This window comes from Nesterenkonia xinjiangensis, assembly GCF_013410745.1.
GTDB lineage: Bacteria > Actinomycetota > Actinomycetes > Actinomycetales > Micrococcaceae > Nesterenkonia > Nesterenkonia xinjiangensis.
Genome location: NZ_JACCFY010000001.1, coordinates 3,506,797 through 3,524,647, shown reverse-complemented (window position 1 = coordinate 3,524,647; position 17,851 = coordinate 3,506,797). Strand labels below are relative to the sequence as shown.

19 protein-coding genes are annotated in these 17,851 nt (G+C 70.0%); 14 read left to right on the top strand and 5 right to left on the bottom strand.

Annotated elements, in window-relative coordinates:
• Window positions 1-65 precede the first annotated feature (65 nt).
• The 14 genes from ffh (at window position 66) to HNR09_RS15700 (ending at window position 12,465) form a co-directional block, all read left to right on the top strand.
• A complete protein-coding gene (gene ffh / locus HNR09_RS15765) occupies window positions 66-1,694 on the top strand; it encodes a signal recognition particle protein (protein ID WP_179543268.1) in 1,629 nt (542 codons plus the stop codon).
• Between the two features lie 204 nt (window positions 1,695-1,898).
• Window positions 1,899-2,312, top strand: coding sequence for a 30S ribosomal protein S16 (gene rpsP, locus HNR09_RS15760; RefSeq protein WP_179542886.1), 414 nt, complete (start codon window positions 1,899-1,901; stop codon window positions 2,310-2,312).
• A gap of 18 nt (window positions 2,313-2,330) precedes the next feature.
• Window positions 2,331-2,573, top strand: coding sequence for an RNA-binding protein (locus HNR09_RS15755; RefSeq protein WP_179543267.1), 243 nt, complete (start codon window positions 2,331-2,333; stop codon window positions 2,571-2,573).
• 25 nt (window positions 2,574-2,598) lie between these two features.
• On the top strand, window positions 2,599-3,183 hold the full coding sequence (gene rimM, locus HNR09_RS15750; protein WP_179542885.1) for a ribosome maturation factor RimM: 585 nt from the start codon (window positions 2,599-2,601) through the stop codon (window positions 3,181-3,183).
• A 61-nt stretch (window positions 3,184-3,244) separates the two neighbouring features.
• The gene (gene trmD / locus HNR09_RS15745) at window positions 3,245-4,033 is read left to right on the top strand and encodes a tRNA (guanosine(37)-N1)-methyltransferase TrmD (RefSeq protein ID WP_179542884.1); all 789 of its coding nucleotides are present in this window, start codon (window positions 3,245-3,247) and stop codon (window positions 4,031-4,033) included.
• A 289-nt stretch (window positions 4,034-4,322) separates the two neighbouring features.
• Window positions 4,323-4,715: a 50S ribosomal protein L19 gene (rplS, locus tag HNR09_RS15740; protein ID WP_179542883.1), complete on the top strand. Its 393-nt coding sequence runs from the start codon at window positions 4,323-4,325 to the stop codon at window positions 4,713-4,715.
• Between the two features lie 55 nt (window positions 4,716-4,770).
• Window positions 4,771-5,592 (top strand): signal peptidase I, encoded by an 822-nt coding sequence (gene lepB / locus HNR09_RS15735; RefSeq protein ID WP_179542882.1) that lies wholly within the window; start codon window positions 4,771-4,773, stop codon window positions 5,590-5,592.
• Window positions 5,582-6,340, top strand: a complete 759-nt coding sequence (lepB, locus tag HNR09_RS15730; protein WP_179542881.1) for a signal peptidase I — start codon at window positions 5,582-5,584, stop codon at window positions 6,338-6,340. The genes lepB (HNR09_RS15735) and lepB (HNR09_RS15730) overlap by 11 nt, the downstream gene beginning before the upstream one ends.
• A complete protein-coding gene (locus HNR09_RS15725) occupies window positions 6,340-7,014 on the top strand; it encodes a ribonuclease HII (protein ID WP_179542880.1) in 675 nt (224 codons plus the stop codon). Before lepB (HNR09_RS15730) ends, HNR09_RS15725 begins: the two co-directional genes overlap by 1 nt.
• Window positions 7,015-7,187: 173 nt before the next feature.
• The gene (locus HNR09_RS15720; protein WP_179542879.1) at window positions 7,188-7,634 is read left to right on the top strand and encodes a YraN family protein; all 447 of its coding nucleotides are present in this window, start codon (window positions 7,188-7,190) and stop codon (window positions 7,632-7,634) included.
• On the top strand, window positions 7,631-9,232 hold the full coding sequence (locus HNR09_RS15715) for a YifB family Mg chelatase-like AAA ATPase (RefSeq protein WP_179542878.1): 1,602 nt from the start codon (window positions 7,631-7,633) through the stop codon (window positions 9,230-9,232). Before HNR09_RS15720 ends, HNR09_RS15715 begins: the two co-directional genes overlap by 4 nt.
• Window positions 9,229-10,629 carry a DNA-processing protein DprA gene (locus tag HNR09_RS15710; protein WP_179542877.1) on the top strand — a complete coding sequence of 467 codons (1,401 nt, stop codon included), beginning with the start codon at window positions 9,229-9,231 and terminating at the stop codon, window positions 10,627-10,629. The genes HNR09_RS15715 and HNR09_RS15710 overlap by 4 nt, the downstream gene beginning before the upstream one ends.
• A gap of 62 nt (window positions 10,630-10,691) precedes the next feature.
• On the top strand, window positions 10,692-11,684 hold the full coding sequence (locus HNR09_RS15705; RefSeq protein ID WP_179542876.1) for a tyrosine recombinase XerC: 993 nt from the start codon (window positions 10,692-10,694) through the stop codon (window positions 11,682-11,684).
• 277 nt (window positions 11,685-11,961) lie between these two features.
• Window positions 11,962-12,465 carry a DUF3145 domain-containing protein gene (locus HNR09_RS15700; RefSeq protein ID WP_179542875.1) on the top strand — a complete coding sequence of 168 codons (504 nt, stop codon included), beginning with the start codon at window positions 11,962-11,964 and terminating at the stop codon, window positions 12,463-12,465.
• Window positions 12,466-12,689: 224 nt separating this feature from the next.
• Here the strand turns inward: HNR09_RS15700 and fabF are convergent, their stop codons facing one another.
• From fabF to HNR09_RS15675, 5 genes are all read right to left on the bottom strand, one after another.
• Entirely contained in the window at window positions 12,690-13,934 is a 1,245-nt protein-coding gene (gene fabF / locus HNR09_RS15695; RefSeq protein ID WP_179542874.1) for a beta-ketoacyl-ACP synthase II, read from the bottom strand.
• 119 nt (window positions 13,935-14,053) lie between these two features.
• Window positions 14,054-14,299 carry an acyl carrier protein gene (locus tag HNR09_RS15690; protein ID WP_179542873.1) on the bottom strand — a complete coding sequence of 82 codons (246 nt, stop codon included), beginning with the start codon at window positions 14,297-14,299 and terminating at the stop codon, window positions 14,054-14,056.
• 144 nt (window positions 14,300-14,443) lie between these two features.
• Window positions 14,444-15,448: a beta-ketoacyl-ACP synthase III gene (locus HNR09_RS15685; protein WP_179543266.1), complete on the bottom strand. Its 1,005-nt coding sequence runs from the start codon at window positions 15,446-15,448 to the stop codon at window positions 14,444-14,446.
• 108 nt (window positions 15,449-15,556) lie between these two features.
• Entirely contained in the window at window positions 15,557-16,495 is a 939-nt protein-coding gene (locus HNR09_RS15680; protein ID WP_179542872.1) for an acyltransferase domain-containing protein, read from the bottom strand.
• 103 nt (window positions 16,496-16,598) lie between these two features.
• Entirely contained in the window at window positions 16,599-17,774 is a 1,176-nt protein-coding gene (locus HNR09_RS15675) for a PucR family transcriptional regulator (protein WP_179542871.1), read from the bottom strand.
• Window positions 17,775-17,851 lie beyond the last annotated feature (77 nt).

Genomic DNA, 17,851 nt, shown 5'->3' with positions numbered 1-17,851 from the left:
GCCACGCAGGCCGGAGCTGCTCTGCCATGCCTGCCCCAGCACTGTCGATCAAGGACCTGCACCCCGTGTTCAACTCCCTCTCCGATCGCCTCACAGCGACTTTCAAGAACCTGCGCGGCAAGGGGCGCCTCACCGAGGCTGACATCGACGGCACCGCCCGTGAGATTCGTCGTGCCCTGCTTGACGCCGACGTCGCCGTCCCGGTCGTCCGCGAGTTCATCGCCCGTGTGAAGGCGCGCTCCCTGGGCTCCGAGGTCTCCGAGGCCCTCAACCCGGGCCAGCAGGTCGTCAAGATCGTCAATGAGGAGCTCGTCGGCATCCTCGGCGGGCAGACCCGTGAGCTGCAGTTCGCCAAGCATCCGCCCACGATCATCATGCTCGCCGGCCTCCAGGGCGCAGGCAAGACGACTCTGGCGGGCAAGCTGGCCTATCGCCTGAAGAACCAGGGCCACACCCCGATGCTGGTGGCCTGTGACCTTCAGCGACCCAACGCGGTCAACCAGCTCCAGGTGGGCGGAGGCCGCGCCGGCGTGCCGGTGTACGCGCCGCACCCGGGCGTGTCCTCGGAGGCCGAGACCCCCACCGGCGACCCGGTGCAGGTCGCCCGCGCCGGCGTCGCGGAGGCCCGTGAGAAGCTGCACGACGTCGTCATCATCGACACCGCCGGCCGGCTCGGCGTCGACACCGAGCTGATGCAGCAGGCCGCCGACATCAAGAGCGCCGTCGGAGCGCATGAGGTCCTCTTCGTCATCGACGCGATGATCGGCCAGGACGCGGTCACCACCGCCCAGTCCTTCAACGAGGGCGTCGACTTCACCGGTGTGGTGCTCTCCAAGCTCGACGGCGACGCCCGCGGCGGTGCGGCGCTGTCCGTGGCCTCGGTGACGGGGAAGCCGGTGATGTATGCCTCCACCGGCGAAGGTCTGAAGGACTTCGAGGTCTTCCACCCGGACCGCATGGCCCGGCGCATCCTCGACATGGGCGACGTGCTCTCGCTCATCGAGCAGGCCGAGGCCAGCTGGGACAAGGCCGAGGCCGCCAAGATGGCCCAGAAGTTCGCTGACCAGGAGGACTTCACGCTCGAGGACTTCCTCGCGCAGATGCAGCAGCTCAAGAAGATGGGCTCGATGAAGAAGATGCTGGGCATGATGCCCGGCGCCCAGGGCATGCGCCAGCAGCTTGAGCAGTTCGATGAGTCCTCCATCGGTCGCGTGGAGGCGATCATCTACTCGATGACCCCCCATGAGCGGGTGGCCCCGAAGATCATGAACGGTTCGCGTCGGGCGCGCATCGCCAAGGGCTCCGGCGTCCATGTCTCTGAGGTCAACCAGCTCCTCGAGCGGTTCGCGCAGGCCCAGAAGATGATGAAGAAGATGGCCGGCGGCGGGATGCCGCAGATGCCCGGCGGCGGAGCGATGCCCGGCGGCGGAGGCATGCAGGGCATGGGCGGGATGCCCGGCATGGGTCCCGGAGCCGGCAAGGGGAAGAAGAAGGCCGTCAAGGGCAAGGGGAAGAAGAAGGCGCGCTCCGGGAACCCTGCCCGCGCCGCGCAGGAGGCCCAGGAGGCCGAGCGCCGGAAGGCCGAGGCCGCGAGCAGGCGCATGGACGGTTCGAGCTTCGGGGCCGGTGCGGAGGATGACTTCGACCCGTCCCAGCTGAACCTGCCCAAGGGCTTCGAGAAGTATCTCAAGTGAGCTCAGGGCCGTCAGCGCGCGCCGAATCGCGCGACGGCGGTTTCTCTGACAGAATAGGAAGGTACTTTGATCAGCCGTGGCGACCCTCTATTCCCGCGGCGGGTTCATCGGCATTGAGCGGTCGCATCGATCTGAGCAGCAATCCCCACGCAGCGCGATGCTCGACCGCGCCCCTGACACCAGAAACAGGAGTGGACCACTCAAGTGGCAGTCAAGATTCGTCTGAAGCGGATGGGCAAGATCCGCGCACCGTACTACCGTGTCGTCGTCGCCGATTCCCGCACCAAGCGTGACGGTGCGGCCATCGAGCAGATCGGGAAGTACCACCCGACCGAGGAGCCCTCGTTCATCGAGATCGACTCCGAGCGTGCCCAGCACTGGCTCTCCGTCGGCGCCCAGCCGACCGAGCAGGTCCTGGCACTGCTGAAGATCACCGGCGACTGGCAGAAGTTCAAGGGTCTCGAAGGTGCCGAAGGCACCCTGCGGACCCGGGCCGCCAAGGAAGAGTTCGTGATCCCGCAGAAGGGTTCGGTCCTCTCCGAGAAGGCCGGCGCCCCGAAGGCCGAGGCCCCCGCCGAGGAGGCTGCGGAGCAGGTCTCCGAGGACAAGGCTGAGTGATCCACAGTGACTGATGCAGTGCTGTCCGACGCCCTCGAACATCTCGTGCGCGGCATCGTCGACTCGCCTGACGACGTCGACGTGCGCCGCCGCAGCGGCCGCCGCCACGATGTGCTCCAGGTCCGGGTCCACCCGGACGACCTCGGCCGAGTCATCGGCCGGGCCGGACGCACCGCCAAGGCACTGCGCACCGTGATCGCGGCGCTCCCCGACGGGGACCACGTCCGGGTCGACGTCGTCGACACCGACCGTCGTCGCTGAGCGGCGTCACGGTCATCGGACACCCATGAGCTCTGCTCATCAGCGCCGGGAGCACCCCGACACGAGCGACCCGCAGGCACTGCCGGAGACGGCGGAGCGCCTGCGGGTCGCTCGTGTCGGCAAGCCGCACGGCGTGCGCGGCGAGGTCACCGTGCAGCTGTTCACCGATGAGCCCACGGTGCGTCTCGCACCGGGCGCCGTGCTCATCCGCACCCCTGGTCGCGCCACCCCCGACCGCACGACCGCCTCGCTGACCGTCTCCGGCCAGCGGTGGAACAAGAGCATCTGCCTGCTGACCTTCGCCGGCATCGGCGACCGCGACGCCGCGGAGGCGCTGCGCGGTTCCTTCCTCCACGTCGAGGTCCCCGCCGAGCCGGAGGACGAGGACGGCTGGTACAGCCACCAGATCGCCGGCTTCCGCTGCGTGGGAGCTCAGGAGCAGGACCTCGGTACGGCTCGTGAGATCATCACCGGCGCGGCCCAGGACCTGCTGTCCGTCGAGACTCCGTCCGGCGAGGAGGTGCTCGTGCCCTTCGTCGAGGAGCTCGTTCCCGGGATCGACGTCGAGGCTCGCACGATCCGACTGGACCCGCCGGTCGGGCTGTTCTGACATCTCCTCCGCTTCGACGCTGAAGGCGCCGCGGAGGAAGCACAGGAAGGCATCCCTCACGATGCGCATCGACGCCGTCTCGATCTTCCCCGAGTTCTTCGACGCCCTGGACCTCTCGCTCATCGGCAAGGCCCAGCGCGAAGGCCTGCTCGACCTGCGCCGTCACCAGCTGCGCGACTTCACCGTGGATCGGCACCGCACCGTCGACGACACGCCCACCGGCGGAGGAGCCGGAATGGTCATGACCCCCGAGCCGTGGGCGCTGGCACTGGAGCACGTCCTCGCTGATGCCGGGCGGAACCCGTCCCCCCGAGAAGACGAGCCAGGTCAGCGGCACCCGGCCGGCGAGCCTCCGGTGCTCATCGTCCCGACCCCCGCGGGGGAGCTCTTCACCCAGCGCACCGCCGAGGAGCTGTCGGAGCGCGAGCACCTCGTCTTCGCGGCGGGCCGGTACGAAGGCATCGATCAGCGTGTCACAGCCTGGGCCGGACATCACTTCGAGGTCCGCCCGATGAGCATCGGCGACTACGTCCTCAACGGGGGAGAGGTCGCCATCATCGTCATGGTCGAGGCCATCACCCGCCTGCTGCCCGGAGTGCTCGGCAACCCGGAGTCGCTGGAGGAGGAGTCCCACGCCGACGGTCTGTTGGAGTATCCCGTCTACACCAAGCCTGCGGTCTGGAGAGGCCTCGAGGTGCCCGAGATCCTGCTCTCCGGCAACCATGCCCGGATCGAGGAGCATCGCCGCGAGGAGCAGCTGCTGCGCACGCGCCGCATCCGCCCCGACCTCTATGCCAAGCACATCGTCGCCCAGGAGCAGGCGGCGAGGCGCGAGGCGGAGGGAGACTGAGTCGGCTCGTGCGGCGATTCGCAGGGGCTCACCCGCCTCGGCGCCTCGTTCGGCGTGCCCCTGGTCGCCACTCCCGGCGCCGATCTGGCATAATAAGTCCCTGTGCCTGCTGGATGGCCGCATCTGCCACGGGGGATGACCATCAACAGCCGGGCCGCCGGTGCCGCTGATCCTGTCGGCGCCGGAGAACCAGCCTGATGACCCCGCCGCAACGGCGCGCCCGCACTCCGGGCGAGAGGTCTGTGACCAAGACGAGTGACCTGTGGCAGTCGTCTGAGGAGAAAGCACCATGCACACTCTCGACTTCGTCGACGCGGCCAGCCTGCGTCAGGACATTCCCGCGTTCGGCCCCGGCGACACCGTCAACGTGCACGTGAGCATCGTCGAAGGCAAGACCACCCGTGTCCAGGTCTTCAAGGGCTATGTGCTCGGCCGTCAGGGACACGGCGTCGGTGAGACCTTCACCGTCCGCAAGGTCTCCTTCGGCGTCGGCGTGGAGCGCACCTTCCCGGTGCACTCCCCGGTGACCGAGAAGATCGAGGTCGTCGCCCGCGGTGATGTCCGCCGCGCGAAGCTCTACTACATGCGCGACCGCCACGGCAAGGCCGCCCGCATCCGTGAGAAGCGCGAGTCGGCCATCGCCCGCCAGAAGTCCGAGGGCGCCGAGGCCCCCGAGGCCTGAGCGGTCCGGGGTCGGCCTGAGCGACGGGCGCGTCCCTGAGATCAGGCTCCTCATCATGTCTGCCTCCACGAGCCCCGAGTCATCCGGCGACGCCGGAACGACTCGGGGCTCGTCGCATGTTCACCCCCCGGCGGCGGGGGCGGGCCGCCGGGGGCGCCGGCGCGCACGTCTGCGGCTGTGGCATCTCGGGGTGCTCACCGTGCTCGTCGCCGTGCTGGCCGCAACCGCGGTGCGCACTCTCGTGATCGACGTCTACACGGTCGACCAGGTCTCCATGCAGCCCACTCTCGACGACGGCGAACGGATCCTGGTGGACCGGTCCTACCCCGATGAGGACGGAGTCCGGCGTGGTGACGTCGTCGTCTTCGACGGCACGGGGTCCTTCGCCCCCTATCAGCGCGACCAGGGTGCCATGGTGCGGTTCGTCCAGCACATCGGTCACTGGTTCGGGCAGGGGGCTCCGCCGCAGACCTACGTGAAGCGGGTCATCGGAGTCGGCGGCGACACTGTGGCCTGCTGCGATGCCCAGGGTCGAGTCACCGTCGGGGACGAACCCCTGGAGGAGCCCTACCTGCTTCAGCCGGCCACCCGGTCCACCCCGGCCTCGGAACAGAGCTTCGAGGTCCAGGTGCCTGAGGGACGGTTCTGGGTGATGGGGGACAACCGGACGGAGTCGGTGGACTCCCGTGCCCTGCTCGGAGCCCCCGGTGGCGGTATGATCAGCGAAGATCGGCTGATCGGCCGGGCCACCGACGTCTTCCTGCCCTGGAGCTCACGACGCCATCTTGCTGAGCTTCCCGCATCGGAGGCGGTCCGCACCGGCGGGCAGGCCTCTGCCGACGACCACGAGAGCCAGGAGATCCCGGATGACCAGTGAGGACGAGACGTCCGCGGTGCCGCACGAACCGGAGGACACGTCCTCGCACGAGCGCCCCGACGGGACCCGTCGTCGCCTCAAGGACAGGAGTCCTGCGGCGGCGTTCCTGGTCGAGGTCGGCACCATCATCGTGCTGGCGCTCGTCATCTCCTTCGTGGTCAAGACCTTCCTGATGCGCGCCTTCTACATCCCCTCGGAATCGATGGAGGCCACCTTGGAGGTCGACGATCGCATCGTGGTGAACCTGCTGGCGCCCGAGGTCATGGACGTCGAGCGCGGTGACGTCGTCGTCTTCGAGGACACCCGCGGCTGGTGGGGCTCGGCCGAACAGACGGAGACCACTGCGGCTCAGGATGCGCTGGTCTTCCTGGGCCTGATGCCCGACACCTCCGCCCACTACGTGGTCAAGCGCGTCATCGGCTTGGACGGCGACGAGGTCGAGTGCTGCGACGACTCCGGCCGGCTCAGCGTCAACGGCGAACCCGTCGATGAGCCGTACCTGTTCCCGGGAGACGTGCCCAGCCAGGCCGAGTTCGCCGTGACCGTGCCCGACGACCACGTCTGGCTGCTCGGTGATCATCGCTCCGCCTCAGCAGACTCCCGAGCCCATGTCCAGGACGGAGACATGGGCGCGGTGCCGATGGAGGACGTCATCGGGCGGTCCACTGCGATCATCTGGCCCCTGGATCGGTGGTCCGGCGGCGGCTCGGACAGGGAGCCGTTCCTCGACGTGCCCGAGGCACCCTGATGCCGGAGGACGCGACCCTGCTCCCCGAGCTGAAGCTGGCCGCCGCCACTGGGGCCCGCTACGTGGCCGGGGTCGACGAGGTGGGCCGCGGCGCGCTGGCGGGGCCCGTCAGCGTCGGGGTCACCGTCTATGACCTGCACGAGCCGGAGCTGCGACTCTGCCGGGCCACCGGGGTGGCCGAGGGGCTCCACGGCGTCCGGGACTCCAAGCTGCTCACGGCCAAGGCCCGCGGGCGCTGGGCACCGATCGTCACGGCGCGGGCCGCCGCATCCAGCGTGCAGCATCGGGCGGCAGCCAGAATCGATGAGGTCGGCATCACCGCGGCCCTCCGCGAAGCTGGTCTGGCCGGGCTCGACGAGGTCGAGGACCGACTGGGACGGGCCGTGGACGCAGTGATCCTCGACGGCTCCCATGACTGGCTCACCGGTGGGCGGTCGCCGCGGGTCACCTCCATGGTGAAGGCGGACGTGAAGGCGCTCTCGGTGGCGTCGGCGAGTGTGATCGCCAAGGTCCGTCGTGACGCCCTGATGGAGGAGCTGGCGCTCCAGCACCCCGGCTATGGGTGGGACTCCAACCGGGGCTATGGCTCGGCGGCTCATCGCGCCGCTCTCGTCGAGTCGGGGATCACCCCGCATCATCGACGGTCCTGGAACCTGCTGCCTGCTCCGGTGTGAGCGTGGGAGGGCCCCACGCTCGGTTCCGCTGAGGCGGGGCCGCCGGTGTTCCTCCACAGCCTGCTGCGTTCGGCTGACGACACGCCCGACACTCCACAGACGCTGCTGCGGCGTCGTCCCGACGGGCCGCTCAGCGGCACAGTGGTGCTCACCGAAGAAGGGAGCACCACCGCATGGACTTCACACCCCCGCCGACCGTCCCGGAGGCAGGTCCGCTCCGGACGGCTCCCACCAAGGATGAGCTCGGAATCCTGGGGGAGCAGCACGCGGAGACCCACCTCGTCGCACGGGGGCATATCGTCCTGGAACGACGATGGCGCAGCCGGCACGGCGAACTGGACCTGATCACCCTCGACGACGACGTGCTGGTCGGCGTCGAGGTCAAGACCCGTCGGGGACGGGGATACGGGCATCCCTTCGAGGCCGTCACCGGGGTGAAGCTGGCCAGGCTGCACCGTCTGCTGCGGGAATACGCGGCCCAGCACCCGGGAGTCAGGGTTCCGCTGCGCATCGACGTCGTCGCGGTGCTGTTCCCACCCGGGCGTCGCGGTGCGTCGACGCTGGCCGAGGCGGGGCTCGGCGTGCCTCAGATCGAGCACCTGGAGGATGTCCGGTCATGAGCATGGGACGCGCGCGGTCGGTGGCGCTGGTCGGGGTGGAGGGGCATCTCATCGAGGTGGAGGCCGACATCGGCCAGTCCCTGCCCGCCTTCATCCTGTTGGGGCTCCCGGACGCCTCGCTGCGGGAGAGTCAGGACCGCATCCGATCTGCGGCGAAGAACACGGGTCTCGACCTCCCGGCCCGGCGACTCACGGTGAATCTGCTGCCGGCTTCCCTGCCCAAGTCCGGCTCTGCGCTGGATCTGGCGATCCTGATCAGCGCATGGGCGGCCCAGGGGCTGGTCGTCGGCACGGAGGACGTCGTTTTCCTCGCCGAGCTGGGCCTGGACGGTCGGCTGCGACCCGTGCGGGGCGTACTGCCGGCTGTCGCCGCGGCGGCCCGGGCAGGAGCGGTGCGGTTCGTGGTCTCCCGGCAGAACGCTGCGGAGGCGGCTCTGGTGCCCGGCGTGGAGGTGCTCGCCGCCTCGCACGCCTACGAGGTGGCGAAGGGCTTCGCCGCCCCGGCAGGACGTGACGGGGGCGTCGACGCCGTCGACCGGAGCCGGCTGCCCTTGGACCCTGACGCTGGGATGGACCGGCACATCGGCGGTGCCGCCGCTGGGCTCGACACCGAGGACCCTGGCCCAGGCGTGGCCGATCTCGCAGACGTGCGCGGACAGCATCAGGCACGATTCGCACTGGAGGCGGCGGCCGCAGGGGGTCATCACCTCCTCCTCATGGGAGCTCCGGGAGCCGGCAAGACGATGCTCGCCGAACGACTGCCGGGCATCCTGCCGCCGCTGTGCGACGACGACGCCATGGAGGTCACGGCGATCGGGTCGGTGACCGGGCAGGCCGGCCCGGTCATGCGACTGACCCGCCGGGCGCCCTTCGAATCGCCGCACCACAGTGCCAGCACCGCCGCGATCGTCGGTGGCGGTGCCAGGCTGGCCCGACCGGGCGCGGTGACCAGGGCCCACCGTGGTGTGCTCTTCCTGGACGAGGCGCCCGAGTTCCAGCGGCCCACTCTCGATGCGCTGCGGCAGCCCCTGGAGACAGGAGCCGTGACATTGCACCGTGCTGCGGGGACGGTCACCTACCCTGCTCGTTTCCAGCTGGTCATGGCCGCCAACCCGTGTCCGTGCGGCATGGCGGTCGGCAATGGTCGGGACTGCAGCTGCACGGTCCTGCAACGTCGCTCGTACCTGACACGGCTGTCCGGGCCGCTGCTGGACCGCATAGACCTTCAGGTGCAGGTGGAGAGGCCGAGGTCCGCCTCGATGGCCCTGGCGCAGAGCGGGGAGAGCTCCGCCGAGGTCCTGAGCCGAGTGGTCCAGGCCAGAGCCTCCCAGCGGGAGCGGCTGGCCCCCTGGGGCATGAGCACCAACGGGGACCTGCCCCTGCGCCTGCTGACCGGGCAGCTGCGTCTCGATCCGCACAGCACCCGTGCACTGGACGCCTGCTTGGACCGTGCCGTGCTCTCGCTGCGCGGATACGTCCGGGTGCTCCGCCTGGCCTGGACGCTGGCAGATCTGGTCGGGCTCTCCCTGCCCGGCGCGGACGAGGTCGACGCCGCCATGCAGCTGCGTCAGACAGCTGAGGAGAGGAGAGCCGCATGACCTTCCCCGAGGACACCTGCGCTGCGGGAACAGGCGACGTGGAGCAGCTGCTGCGCCGACGTGCTGAGCTCAGTCGCCTGGTGGAACCTGGCGACGCCCTGGCCGGCCTGCTCATCGGTCATCTGGGGGCGGAGGACGCCCACCGGCTGATCCAGTCCGACTCCAGGCCCGGGGCGCGGCTGAGGACGGAACTCGCCGTGCAGGGGGAGGCCGCGGGCCTGGGGCGGCGACAGCGGGATCTCGCCGAGGGCCTCGCGCGCTGGCGCACCCGCCGTGGCCAGGCCGACGGAGCCCGGGACCTGGGCACCATCCGGCGCGCGGGCGGCGGCCTCGTGGTCCCGGAGGACCCCCGATGGCCGCGCGAGCTCGATGACCTGGGAGGGGCGGCACCAGTGGCTCTGTGGCACCGCTCCACCGGCGGCGATACGGCGGAGGCCCTGGCCCGTCTGCCCCATGTGGCGAGACGGGCGGCTGTGGTGGGGTCGCGGGAGGTGACCGACTATGGCCTGCGCGTCACCGCGGAGCTCGTCGAGGACCTGGTGGGCCATGGTGTCTGCGTGGTCTCCGGCGGAGCCTACGGGGTCGACGCCGCCGCGCACCGGGCCGCCCTGCGGCGTCACGAGGCGTTGACGGGGATCAGGACCGGGGCCGCTGCGGGTGGGGCTGCGGCGGGTGCGGGTGGTGCTGCGGCGAGTGCGGGGAGGCAGCCTCGGCCTGCACCCACGGTGGCCGTGCTCGCCGGCGGGCTCGACCGGTTCTACCCGGCCGGCAATGAGCCCCTGCTGCGGAGTCTGGGGGATTCCGGGCTGCTGCTCAGCGAGATGCCGCCGGGAGGAAGCCCCACCAGGCATCGCTTCCTGCAGCGCAACAGGCTGATCGCTGCCCTGACTGCGGTGACCGTCGTGGTCGAGGCACGCTGGCGCAGCGGAGCCCAGAACACCGCGCATCACGCTCTCGCCCTCGGACGTCCGGTGGGAGCGGTGCCGGGAAGCGTGCACTCGCCCAGTTCTGCGGGGTGCCATCGACTGCTCCGCGAGACCCCGGCGGAGCTGGTGACCGACGCAGCCGATGTCGTCGAGCTCATGGCAGGACTGTCGGGAGCCCTGGGCACAGGAGAGGTCGGGTCCTCAGTCGGAGCCGGCGTGCAGGCTGAGCAGCTCCCCCTGCCCGCCGGCGGGGCGAGACCGGAGGTGGTGGACGGACTCAGCCAGGCTGACCGGCTGCTCTTCGATGCCCTCCCGCTGCGACGACTCAGTGCCCCGGGCAAGGTCTCCGAGGTCGCCGGGCTGCCCATGTCTCAGGTGCTGGCCGGGCTCACCAGGCTGCAGCGCCGGGGCCTCGCCCGTGAGTCAGGTGGCCACTGGGGCAGGTCGCTGGGCTCCCAGTTGGGCGGGTGACGCCCACCGTCGAGTGTCATGGCCGGGACCGGATCCAGCGCCGTCGCCGATAGACTGCGCACATGAGCGGACAGGCCATCTCCGACCCTGAGGGGCCGCAGCCCGACAGGCGACGGCCGACAGGACAGTCGCGATCCGGCGAGGACCCGCTGCTCGAGGACTTCATCGGCCATCTGGAGCACGAGCGGGGACTGTCCCCGCACACCGTCCGTTCCTACCGCACCGACCTCCGCCAGCTCGCCCAGGCCTGCGGGCCGCTGGCCCAGCTGGACCTCCCGCACCTGCGGACCTGGCTGGCAGACCTCCACGACGGCGGACTGAGCCGCGCCTCGCTCAACCGCAAGACCGCCGCGGTGCGCAGCTTCACCGCGTGGGCACACCGGAGGGGAGCCCTGCAGGAGGATCCCTCCGTCCGGCTGCGCACGGCACGGCGCGGGGGACGCCTTCCCGACGTGCTCCAGGACCGACACGTCGAGGAGCTGACCCGTCGGCTCGCGGAACGGTGCGCATCCACCGCCGCAGACCGCGAGCAGCACCCCGAGCACCACGCGCTGGCGCTGCGTGACCTCGCCATGGTGGAGATGCTCTATGCCACCGGGATGCGTGTGGCCGAGCTCGTCGGACTGGACCGTTCCTCCCTCGCCGCAGACCGCCGCATGGTCCGGGTGCTCGGAAAGGGGAACAAGGAGCGCATGGTGCCCTACGGCGTGCCTGCTGAGCGGGCCCTGATGAGGTGGACCGCTGAAGGACGTCCCGTCCTGGAGACCCCGGGCTCGGGGGACGCGATGTTCGTGGGCCGTCGCGGGGGCAGGATCGACCAGCGGGTGGTCCGCAAGGTCGTGGACGACGCTCTCGAGGCCCTGGGCACCACAGCCGCCCGGGGACCGCATGCGCTGCGGCACACCGCCGCCACCCACCTGCTCGACGGCGGCGCTGATCTGCGCACCGTCCAGGAGCTGCTCGGCCATGCGTCACTCTCCACCACTCAGCTCTACACCCATGTCTCGGTGGAGGGCCTGCGCGAGGCCTATGGTCAGGCCCATCCCCGGGCCTGAGCGGACCTGGGTCCCTGCCCCTACGCTCCTGCCCGCCGGGAGCCGGACACAGCAGGCTCAGAGGGTGTCCTCCTGGCAGCTCACCTGTTAAGCTGTGCACGGAGTCCGGGTCAGTCGCCCGCTCCACGGGCCGGAGAAGACTCCGGGCCCGGCTTGGCAGATGAGCTGCACGTCATGCACAATTGTCGAGCCACAACTTCACACCAGCAATCCATCATCCGGATCAGCGCTGTCGGTCGTAGGGGAAGACGTACCAACAGCACTACGGAGGATGGATATGTCTGTACACACGGCCCGGGGTGTCCTGCACATCCACTCGGCGCCCGCCGCGCTCTGCCCACACATCGAGTGGGCGGTCTCGTCGGTGGTCGATGCCCGAGTGGACTTCCAGTGGGAGCCCCAGCCCGCCGAGCCGGGAACCTACCGTGCCGAACTCAGCTGGCGCGGCCCCCAGGGGGTCGGCGCCACGCTCGCGTCCACCCTGCGGAGCCTGGCGCACCTGCGTTTCGAGGTCACTGAGGACCCGAGTGCGGGCTGCGACGGCAGCCGCTGGTCACACACCCCGGAGCTCGGTATCTTCCACGCCACCACCGACGTCCACGGGAACATCATGGTCTCCGAGGACCGCGTCCGTTACGCCTATGAGATGGGCGCCGGTGATCCCTCCGTGGTCTACCAGGAGCTCTCGCTGGCCCTGGGAGAGGCCTGGGACGAGGAGCTCGACCCCTTCCGTCACGCCGCCGAGGGCGCTCCGGTCCGCTGGCTCCATCGAGTCGGCTGAGTACCCACGTCGATGTTGCCGCGCCACCTGCACGCGCGGTGCACCTACCACTCGGCCCGGTGAGGCCCTCCTCCGCTCGCCGGTCCTATGATCCGCCGCTGAACCGCCTCCGGGCGTTCGCTTCCCACGCGGCTGCGCTTCCCACAGCGTGAGACAGGGCGGCCTGCCAGGATCTCAGATCCTGGCAGGCCGCCCTTCTTCTGTCCTCTTCTGTCCTCAGCGACTCAGACGGTGCGGAAGGCCACCACCGAGTTGTGACCTCCGAAGCCGAAGGAGTTGCACAGCGCGACCTGGTCGCCGGAAGGCAGCTCGCGCGCCTGGCCGGTGACCACGTCCAGCGGCATCTCCGGATCCTGGTTGTCCAGGTTGATCGTCACTGCGGCCTTGCGGTCGTGCAGAGCCAGAACGGTCAGCAGCGACTCCACAGCTCCGGCAGCGCCCAGGAGGTGACCCGTCTGTGACTTCGTCGCAGAGATGCAGATCTCGTCGAGACGGTCACCGAAGGCGGACTTCAGAGCGGCATACTCCGGCTTGTCGCCGACCGGGGTGGAGGTGGCGTGCGCGTTGACGTGGCTGACGTCCTCCACGGAGGCGCCGGCATCGTCGAGAGCCTTGCGCAGCGCACGCGATGCCCCCATCGCCTCGGGGTCGGGGGCGGTGATGTGGTGCGCGTCCGAGGTCACGGCCGCGCCGGCCAGTTCCGCATAGATCTTCGCGCCGCGGGCCTTGGCGTGCTCCTCGGTCTCCACGACCAAGGCTCCCGCACCCTCTCCCATGACGAAGCCGTCACGGTCGACGTCGTAGGGACGTGAAGCCGCGGCCGGGTCGTCATTGCGGCGGGAGAGCGCCTGCATCGAGGAGAACGCGGCCAGCGGCAGCGGGTGGATGGCAGCCTCGGTGCCGCCGGCGAGCACGATGTCGGCCTCGCCCTCACGCAGCATCCGGATCGCGACCTCCAGAGCCTCGGTGCCCGAGGCGCAGGCGGAGACAGCGGTGCGGGCGCCGGCACGGGCACCCAGGTCCAGGCTGATCGCACCTGCCGCGCCGTTGGGCATGAGCATCGGAACGGTCATCGGCATCACACGGCGGGGCCCGCGCTCACGCAGCGTGTCCCAGGAGTCCAGCAGGGTCCACACCCCGCCGATGCCGGTGGCGAAGGAGACGCCGAGACGTTCCGGGTCGACGTCGGCCTCGTCGAGGCCGGAGTCCTTCCAGGCCTGGCGGGAAGCCACCATGCCCAGCTGGGTGGAACGGTCCATGCGGCGAGTCTCGGGACGGGCGAGCACCTCGGCGGGCTCGACCTCGACCTCCGCGGCGAAGGTGACGGGGAGCTGGTACTTCTCGACCCAGTCGTGCTCGAGGGTCTTGGCGCCCGGGGTCCCGGCCAGGGCGTTCTTCCACAGGGTCGGCACGTCGCCGCCGATGGGAGTGGTGGCGCCGAGGCCGGTGATGACGAGACGGCGTGTCATGGATCTACCTCTGGTCAGTGGTGGGTGGTGGGTGCTTCAGTCGGGAGCGGGCCGGCGCCGCGGCCGAGATCATCGGCGCCATGGCACTGGCCCGCTCCCTGGACACCGAGGTCAGGTGGTCAGCCCTGGGCGTCGGCGATGAAGGTGACGGCGTCGCCGACCGTAGAGAGGTTCTTGACCTCTTCATCGGGGATCTTCACGTCGAACTTCTCCTCGGCGTTGACCACGATGGTCATCATCGAGATCGAGTCGATGTCCAGGTCCTCGGTGAAGGACTTCTCCAGCTGGACCTCTTCGGTCTCCAGGCCGGTCTCCTCATTGACGATCTCAGCCAGTCCGGCGAGGATCTCGTTCTTGTCAGCCACGGGGCTGCTCCCTTCTTCTCAGTCGTACGTGTCGCTCGTACGGGTGGTGATGTGCGCCTCAGGTGTCCCTGACGCTCTCGGCCTGGCCTGCGGCGCGTGTGCCGTGGGGCCAGGACATCTGTGGTGGTCTCCTCAACGGCCCGATCAGGGCAGCCGGATGACCTGGGCGCCGTAGACCAGACCTGCGCCGAAGCCGATCTGCAGGCACAGACCGCCGGAGAGCTCGGGGTTCTCCTCGAGCAGGCGGTGGACGGCCAGCGGGATGGACGCCGCCGAGGTGTTTCCCGCGTCCGCGATGTCTCGCCCCACGGTGACATGCTCGGGCAGCTTGAGCTGCTTGACCATCTCGTCGATGATGCGGATGTTGGCCTGGTGCGGGGCGAAGGCGACCAGGTCCTCCGCGGTGACCCCCGCGGCGTCGAGGGCCTTCTGCGCGGTCTTGGCCATCTCCCAGACCGCCCAGCGGAACACCGTGGGTCCGTCCTGGCGAAGTGTCGGCCAGAGGTCCCTCTCCGGGTCCAGCAGCTCGGCGGCGTCGCCGCTCGCTCGCGCGTCGCGGAGCGCATCGCGCATCGGAAGCAGCGAGCCGGTCATGGCCACGGCGTCCCACTTCTCGCCGTTGGATCCGAGCACGCTGGGGGAGATCCCGGGAGTCTCGGAGGGGCCGACGACGGCGGCGCCTGCACCGTCGCCGAGCAGGAAGGAGATGCTGCGCTCGTGGTTGTCGATGACGTCGGAGAGCTTCTCCACGCCGATGACGAGCACATGCTTCGCCAGGCCGGAGCGGACGAAGGAGTCTGCCTGGGCGATGCCGTAGCAGTACCCTGCGCAGGCGGCGGAGATGTCGAAGGCCGCGGCCGGGGTGGAGCCGATCTGGTGAGCAACGGCGGCCGCCGCCGACGGGGTCTGGTACGGATGGGTCACGGTGGCGACGATGATGGCCCCGATGTCCTCACCGGTGAGGCCGGCCTTCTCGATCGCCTCGCGGGCGGCGCCGGTGGCCATGTCCACCACGGAGACGTCGGCGGGAGCACGGTGGCGGGTGCGGATGCCGGTGCGCTGGCGGATCCATTCGTCCGAGGAATCGATCCACTGGCAGATCTGATCGTTGTCGACGATCACGTCCGGGCGGTAGGCGCCGATGCCCATCACCTGTGTGCCGGTGACGGTCTCTGGCTGGTTGAGGGTGGCTGTCACGGAAGCTGTCCTTGCCTGCTCAATGGTGCGGTGGTCGATGCGCTGAGTCGGGGACTCGACTCAGGCATGGTCTCGGATGAACTCTCGCGCGGAGTCCAGGTCTGAAGGGGACTTCACGGCGAGGGACGCCACGCCCTTGAGACCGCGCTTGGCCAGACCGGTCAGGGTGCCTCCTGGCAGCAGCTCCAGCACACCGGTCACGCCGGCGGCCTTCATGGACTCCATGCAGAGGTCCCACCGGACCGGGCGGGTCACCTGGTCCACCAGGCGGTCCAGCACCTCGGCACCGGAGGCCACGGCCTGCCCGTCACGGTTGGAGAGCAGACGCACCTCGGGGTCGGCCACCTCGAAATCGGCGACGGCGTCCCTCAGGGCCTGCTGAGCAGGAGCCATATGCTCGGTGTGGAACGCTCCGGCGACCTTCAGCGGAATGACCCGAGCACGAGCCGGGGGCGCAGCCTCCAGGGCCGCGATGCGCTCGGCGGTGCCGGCGGCGACGATCTGGCCCGGTCCGTTGGCGTTGGCAGGCGTCAGCCCATGGGACGTGATGGACTCACGGACCTCGTCCTCGACCCCGCCGATCACGGCGGCCATCGACGTGGACTCTGCGGCGGCCGCCTCGGCCATGCCCTGGGCGCGCACCCGGATCAGCGTCAGCGCCTGCTCCTCCGTGAGCACCCCGGCCAGCGCGGCCGCAGGGACCTCGCCCACGGAGTGGCCGGCCAGCATCAGCTGGGCGGCGTCCGCATCGCCTGGGCGCATGCCGGGCGCGAGGCCTAGTGCGCGGGCGGCGAGCAGCGAGGCGGCGACGATGAGGGGCTGTGCGACGGCGGTGTCGCGGATCGTCTCCTCGTCGGACTCGGTGCCGTGGTGGAGCAGATCCGTACCGGCGACCTCGGACCAGGCCTGGAGGGTCTCACGAGAATCGGCCTCCTCGAGCCACGGGGCGAGGAAGCCTGAGGTCTGGGAACCCTGTCCTGGGCATACGATCGCTAGCACATTACCAACTTTCCATATCGCGGCTGCTCGGAGCGGGGCACGGTGAGACCAAGCTCTCCGGGTACTTTTGTGGGGTCTCTACAAACCGGACGCCTGCACGAGTCTACAGGCGACCGACGGCCAGAGCGGTCTGGAGGACGTACGCGTCGCGAGGCTCGGTGGGGTCCCAGCCGGTGATGTCGGTGACCCGTCGGAGTCGGTACCGCACTGTGTTCGGGTGCACGTAGAGTTCGCGAGCGGTTCCCTCCAGGGAGTGCCCGGCGCTGATGTAGGCGGTCACGGTCTCCAGAAGACCGTTGCCGGCCTCGGCGAGGGGGGCGAAGATCGCGTCGCGGAGCATCTGGCGGGCGGTGTCGTCCCCGGCCAGGGCTCGCTCGGGAAGCAGGTCGTCTGCGGGCACGGGGTTCGGTGCGAGCGTCCATGCGGGGGCCGCAGCGTGCCCGGAGTAGGCGGCCTGGGCGCAGCGGTGCGCCTGGTCGATGGATCCCTCGATGCGGGAGTAGACGACGTGCCCTGGGCCGAAGCTGGGCATGATGCGCTCCAGGCCGGTGTCGAGGTCCGTGACCCCGCCGAGCAGCAGCACCAGTCGGTCTCCCTGGACACCGACGACCGCGTCCGCGGCGAAGCGCACGCATTGGCGGCGCAGGTGACTCATGAAGGCGGCGTCGGCCTGCTCCGGGGCCGGCCCGACGACGACCACGACGCCACAGGTGCTTCCCCAGCCCACCGCCGAGGCACGGGAGGTGATCTGTTCGCTGGCCTCTCCGCGAAGCACCGCATCCACCAGCAGCGCCTCCAGGCGGGAGTCCCAGGCGCCGCGGGACTCCGCCGCACGGGCATAGACGTCGGCGATGGCGAAGGCGACCTCGCGGGAGTAGCGGAGCACGGCTTCGAGCATGCCCTGCTGGTCCCCGACGGGAACGAGACCGGGCAGGCGGTGCTCCACGGCCTCGACGATGGTGCGGATCAGCTGCAGCGCCCGCTGCAGCGAGATGCTGCGCATCAGGTCCGTGGGAGCGGAGCCGAGCAGCTCGTTGACCAGCGGCAGGGAGCGGGTCTGCGGATTGTCCAGCCAGTTGACTAGCCCCATGATGCCGCGCTGGGCGATGAGTCGCAGCGAGGCGCGCTCGTCGGTGGTGAGCTGCCGATACCACGGCAAGGTGCCCTCCAGATGGAGGTTCACAGCGGTGGTCAGCTGGTCGGTGTGCGACCGCAGCACGTTCAGTGACGCCTCGGAGACCCGGACGCGGGGAGGCACCTGCGGTGCGGAGGCGGTCATGGCCCCGAGCCTAGCCCGCGGGGAAGGTGACCGGCCAGTTGTGCATCACCTACAAAGCCCTTCCGCGTCTTCTCCGT

Bases quoted from the DNA above. Each gene is read 5' to 3' on its own strand.
- lepB (WP_179542882.1), top strand. From the start codon at position 4,771: ATGTCTGCCTCCACGAGCCCCGAGTCATCCGGCGACGCCGGAACGACT.
- lepB (WP_179542881.1), top strand. From the start codon at position 5,582: ATGACCAGTGAGGACGAGACGTCCGCGGTGCCGCACGAACCGGAGGAC.
- HNR09_RS15705 (WP_179542876.1), top strand. From the start codon at position 10,692: ATGAGCGGACAGGCCATCTCCGACCCTGAGGGGCCGCAGCCCGACAGG.
- HNR09_RS15725 (WP_179542880.1), top strand. From the start codon at position 6,340: ATGCCGGAGGACGCGACCCTGCTCCCCGAGCTGAAGCTGGCCGCCGCC.
- HNR09_RS15675 (WP_179542871.1), bottom strand. From the start codon at position 17,774: ATGACCGCCTCCGCACCGCAGGTGCCTCCCCGCGTCCGGGTCTCCGAG.
- rimM (WP_179542885.1), top strand. From the start codon at position 2,599: ATGAGCTCTGCTCATCAGCGCCGGGAGCACCCCGACACGAGCGACCCG.
- rplS (WP_179542883.1), top strand. From the start codon at position 4,323: ATGCACACTCTCGACTTCGTCGACGCGGCCAGCCTGCGTCAGGACATT.
- HNR09_RS15700 (WP_179542875.1), top strand. From the start codon at position 11,962: ATGTCTGTACACACGGCCCGGGGTGTCCTGCACATCCACTCGGCGCCC.
- fabF (WP_179542874.1), bottom strand. From the start codon at position 13,934: ATGACACGCCGTCTCGTCATCACCGGCCTCGGCGCCACCACTCCCATC.
- trmD (WP_179542884.1), top strand. From the start codon at position 3,245: ATGCGCATCGACGCCGTCTCGATCTTCCCCGAGTTCTTCGACGCCCTG.
- HNR09_RS15715 (WP_179542878.1), top strand. From the start codon at position 7,631: ATGAGCATGGGACGCGCGCGGTCGGTGGCGCTGGTCGGGGTGGAGGGG.
- HNR09_RS15685 (WP_179543266.1), bottom strand. From the start codon at position 15,448: ATGGGCATCGGCGCCTACCGCCCGGACGTGATCGTCGACAACGATCAG.
- HNR09_RS15710 (WP_179542877.1), top strand. From the start codon at position 9,229: ATGACCTTCCCCGAGGACACCTGCGCTGCGGGAACAGGCGACGTGGAG.
- HNR09_RS15720 (WP_179542879.1), top strand. From the start codon at position 7,188: ATGGACTTCACACCCCCGCCGACCGTCCCGGAGGCAGGTCCGCTCCGG.